At 36.4% G+C, this 3945-nt stretch carries 5 protein-coding genes and 1 rRNA gene; 3 read left to right on the top strand and 3 right to left on the bottom strand.

Annotated elements, in window-relative coordinates; genetic code table 11:
- Together CEF19_RS09755 and CEF19_RS09750 are read right to left on the bottom strand one after the other, a co-directional pair.
- On the bottom strand, window positions 1–1035 hold a 1035-nt coding region (locus CEF19_RS09755; protein ID WP_198510269.1), incomplete at its 3' end, for an aminotransferase class I/II-fold pyridoxal phosphate-dependent enzyme.
- A 99-nt stretch (window positions 1036–1134) separates the two neighbouring features.
- On the bottom strand, window positions 1135–1323 hold the full coding sequence (locus CEF19_RS09750) for a sigma factor G inhibitor Gin (RefSeq protein ID WP_100405910.1): 189 nt from the start codon (window positions 1321–1323) through the stop codon (window positions 1135–1137).
- A 267-nt stretch (window positions 1324–1590) separates the two neighbouring features.
- Here CEF19_RS09750 and CEF19_RS09745 point away from each other — a divergent pair, with 267 nt between their 5' ends.
- Genes CEF19_RS09745 through CEF19_RS09735 form a run of 3 tightly spaced genes read left to right on the top strand, consistent with a single transcriptional unit; the run spans window position 1591 to window position 3463 of the window.
- Window positions 1591–2283, top strand: a complete 693-nt coding sequence (locus CEF19_RS09745) for a 2-phosphosulfolactate phosphatase (RefSeq protein ID WP_100405909.1) — start codon at window positions 1591–1593, stop codon at window positions 2281–2283.
- Window positions 2280–3068, top strand: coding sequence for a phosphosulfolactate synthase (locus CEF19_RS09740; RefSeq protein ID WP_100405908.1), 789 nt, complete (start codon window positions 2280–2282; stop codon window positions 3066–3068). Before CEF19_RS09745 ends, CEF19_RS09740 begins: the two co-directional genes overlap by 4 nt.
- On the top strand, window positions 3065–3463 hold the full coding sequence (locus CEF19_RS09735; RefSeq protein ID WP_100405907.1) for a VOC family protein: 399 nt from the start codon (window positions 3065–3067) through the stop codon (window positions 3461–3463). The genes CEF19_RS09740 and CEF19_RS09735 overlap by 4 nt, the downstream gene beginning before the upstream one ends.
- Before the next feature lie 225 nt (window positions 3464–3688).
- Here CEF19_RS09735 and rrf read toward each other — a convergent pair.
- Window positions 3689–3804 (bottom strand): 5S ribosomal RNA (rrf, locus tag CEF19_RS09730).
- Window positions 3805–3945 lie beyond the last annotated feature (141 nt).

Below are 3945 nucleotides of genomic sequence, written 5' to 3'. Positions count from 1 at the left end.
GGTATATATGCCTTGTTGATTAAAAATGTGTTGTAATTGATAGCCTGTTAAATTACTTAATGATTTAATTGTAACCTTTAAGGGGTCACAATGATAGCGTTCATCTTGCCACTCTATAACTTCTATTTGTCCAATGGTAGCTAATTCGCGTTTAAACGTACGAACTCCTGCAAGAATAGATATAATTCTCTGTTTATCTAACATTTCTGCATAAGCTCTTGCGGCGTCTAAGGATGCCAAAATAAGATAAGAGGGACTACTTGATTGAAACATACCAAGGGCATCCTGAAGCTTTTCAACTTTATTAACTTGATTCGGGTGAACGTGTAAATAAGATCCCATTGTTAGTGAGGGAAGGGTCTTGTGTGCTGATTGCACAACGATATCAGCTCCAAGCGACAGAGCAGAAGGAGGAAATGAGTCAGAAATTTGAAAGTGCGCTCCATGTGCCTCATCGACAAGCACATAGAGATTTTTTTCTTTTGCCACTGTAATAATTTCCTTCGGATCCAATCCCACTCCGTAATAATTTGGATATGTTAGGAGTACAGCTTTCGCCTCAGGATAGCTACTTAACGCTATCTGAAATGTTTTTGTCGCTACTCCGATTGGATGCCCTGTTTCTTTATCATATTCAGGAGCGAGCAAAATGGGTTTTACATTTGCTAATTTTAATGCGTGAAAAACTGATTTATGAGCGTTCCGTTGTACAAGTACTGTATCCCCAGGATTACAGATTGCATAAACCATTGCTAAATTGCCTACAGTCGATCCACCTACTAAGAAAAAAGTATGCCCTGCTCTATAAAAAGTAGCTGCTAATTGTTGTGCTTCTAATATTGGACCAATCGGGCTATGTAAATCATCAAGACCTTCAAGTTCAGTTACATCATACCGAAGGACCTGTTTAAAATCTTCAAAAAGCCCACTATGGAAAACCAATCCATTTTTATGACCTGGAACATGAAAGGATGTAGAGTCTTGGTTTAGGTGCATTTGGATTGCTTGTATAAGCGGAGTTGAAGTTTGGTTCATTCGTTATCACTCCTTTTTTTCATTATAAAATGGATTGAACCAAGAATCACTTTTTCTTGCAAAAAAAAAAACAAGCCAACCCCGACTCGTTTTAGGGAATTACATAATTTTTTTTAATTGATTTACATAAAAATTATAACTTTCATCCTGTGTTTCTGTATTGATTACGTCTGTTTCACAGTCCCTGCAAATAAACGAATCGAGTAATTCAATCCCTTCCGACTTCGCACGTTCACATACAATACAAGTTTTCACTAGCTGCACTTGGATGACTTCCGTTTTCGTCATACACAACCACCCCCAGCACCATTATCGGCAATACTCTAATAATGTATACGATTTTCAACCTTTTCTGTTAGATAACCTGCTTCTCTCTTTTCTATTCTATTCAAGTTTTCTCGACAAGTGCCTAATTTCATGATGGAAATTTATCAAAGCAAGTTATTCCTTCCTTAAGAAAAGCCTAAATTGGGTGAATAACGTCACCCCTATTGAAATAGGCGAATATAGTACCTTGAATATTTGTTAATCATTACTAGCTGGTAGGAGGTATTCATGTCAATAACGATTTATCAAGGAAACACTCATTCCTTACCACCTTCAGACATTAATATAGTTATTGATGTCATACGTGCCTTTACCTTTGCTCATTATGCATTCATTAATGAGGCAAACAGGATTTTATTAGTCAGGTCGATCGAAAAAGCCTTTTTATTCAAACGTAAATTTCCACACTATATCCTAGCAGGTGAAGTGAACGGTTTACTCATCAAGGGATTTGATTTGGATAACTCCCCAAAGCTTGTCTCAGCCACGATACTTACTGGGAAAACACTTGTTCAAAAAACAACAAATGGTGTAGAGGCTACATTAAACTCTTTAAATACTAAACAACTTTTTGTTACAGGCTTTTCTAATGCAAGAACCACAGCAAAACATATTCAACAACTTTATCAAATAAGCAATAAAAACCTTCGTATTCATTTAATTGCCTCCCATCCAACCGGAGATGAAGACCTCGCTTGCGCTGAGTTCATGGAAAGCATTATTTTGGGGAAACAAACCACTGCGTCAGAAACCATTAAACGTATTGAACACTCGGACGCTGCAAAAAAGTTTTATGACTCGCAAAATCAGGACTTTAACCAAGAGGATATGACACTTTGTACAAAAGAAATAAACTATCCATTTATCATGAAAGTCAATACAGAATGTAAAATACCAACGATTGAGAGGATTGACATATGAAAACCTTACCTTACTTTGGACTTGAACTTCCACTAAGACAATCGAAGCCAAGGGATTGTGGTCTCACAATTTTAATTGATAATGGTAGCTCTTTACAACAATTCAAGGATACCATCAATAGCAATTCTTTACTCATTGACTTTGTTAAGTTCGGCTGGGGCACGTCTCTAATTACAAAAGAATTAGAAGATAAAATTGTCTGTCTTCTGGAGAACCACATCCAATACTTCTTTGGCGGAACCTTATTTGAAAAGTTTTTAAGTCAAGGAAAAATTGAAAACTTTTATGATTATTGTAAAAGGTATCAATGTAGCTTTATTGAAATCTCAAACGGAACAATAAACTTAACAAATAAAGAAAAGGCACGTTACGTTTCCGAATTTTCAAAGGAATTTAATGTTTTTAGCGAAGTGGGTAGTAAAGATTACGAGAAATCAGATAGCTATTGTAAAACAGAGTGGATTGAACACATCCTAGAAGACTTGGAAGCCGGTTCTAGTAAAGTTATCACGGAATCAAGAGAAAGTGGAACAAGCGGTATATGTCAAAGCAATGGAGAAATGCGCTATGACATTATTACTGACATTTTAGCATCTGAGATTCCCATTGAGAATGTAATTTTTGAAGCACCTAATAAAAAGATGCAAACATATTTTATTCAAAAAGTTGGCCATCAAGTAAACTTAGCGAATATTCCCTTAGCAGATGCCATCTCTCTAGAAACCCTCAGATTAGGCTTACGCTCCGATACATTTCATTTATTTAATAAGGAGGAACAAAAATGAGAGATGTAAACAAAGTATTTCATTTAGCTATTCCATGTGAAAACTTGGAGCAAACCAGTGATTTTTATGAGAAAATCGGATGCAAAGTTGCCAGGAAATATCATGATCGGGTAACATTTAACTTTTTTGGAGATCAGGTGGTTTGTCACTTAAGTCCAGAGGATATAGATAAAAAACCAAAGATGTATCCACGTCATTTTGGAGTTACGTTTACTAATAAAGATGAATTTCACACCTTATTAGACATTGCTAAAAAAAATGAACTCCCTTTCTTCCAAGAACTTATGACAAGATTTAAAGGGAAACAAGAAGAACATATAACCTTCTTTTTAATAGATCCAGCAAACAATTTATTAGAATTTAAGTATTATGACGATATGACGATGGTATATTAAATATCTGAATGTATTCTTGTTGTTCTCGAATGGAGAAGAGGGGAGAGAATAGTCGAACTCATCTACTCTACACTAGGGAGCAAAGTGTTCCACACCTTATAGTTAACACGTTTTATGGCTATAAGGTGTGCGGAACTTTGCCATTTTGGAAGGATGGAATACATTTTTTAAATTAATTATTAAATACATAAATAAAAGCACAACCCGATTGGGTTGTGCTTTATCGCCTGGCAACGTCCTACTCTTGCAGGGGGAAGCCCCCAACTACCATTGGCGCAAAAGAGCTTAACGACCGTGTTCGGCATGGGAACGGGTGTGACCTCTTCGCTATCGCCACCAAGCTTACGACCTGATTATACTTCCTTGCTAGCTTGCGACGAGTAGCGCAGCACGCAGGAGCAGACCAAGTAGCTTTGTCTTGATGTTAAATCAAGATGTAATTGAAAGAATAGTTCTCTCAAAACTAGATAATGTGTAAACAT

The sequence above is a fragment of the Bacillus solitudinis genome, from assembly GCF_002797395.1.
Lineage (GTDB): Bacteria > Bacillota > Bacilli > Bacillales > Bacillaceae_D > Halalkalibacter_A > Halalkalibacter_A solitudinis.
Note: the sequence above shows the minus strand (reverse complement) of the source record. Positions and strands in the feature narration are given on the sequence as shown.

What these genes read in the sequence shown, in the direction of transcription:
- CEF19_RS09750 (WP_100405910.1), bottom strand. Translation starts at nt 1,323, where the DNA reads ATGACGAAAACGGAAGTCATCCAAGTGCAGCTAGTGAAAACTTGTATT.
- CEF19_RS09745 (WP_100405909.1), top strand. Translation starts at nt 1,591, where the DNA reads ATGTCAATAACGATTTATCAAGGAAACACTCATTCCTTACCACCTTCA.
- CEF19_RS09740 (WP_100405908.1), top strand. Translation starts at nt 2,280, where the DNA reads ATGAAAACCTTACCTTACTTTGGACTTGAACTTCCACTAAGACAATCG.
- CEF19_RS09735 (WP_100405907.1), top strand. Translation starts at nt 3,065, where the DNA reads ATGAGAGATGTAAACAAAGTATTTCATTTAGCTATTCCATGTGAAAAC.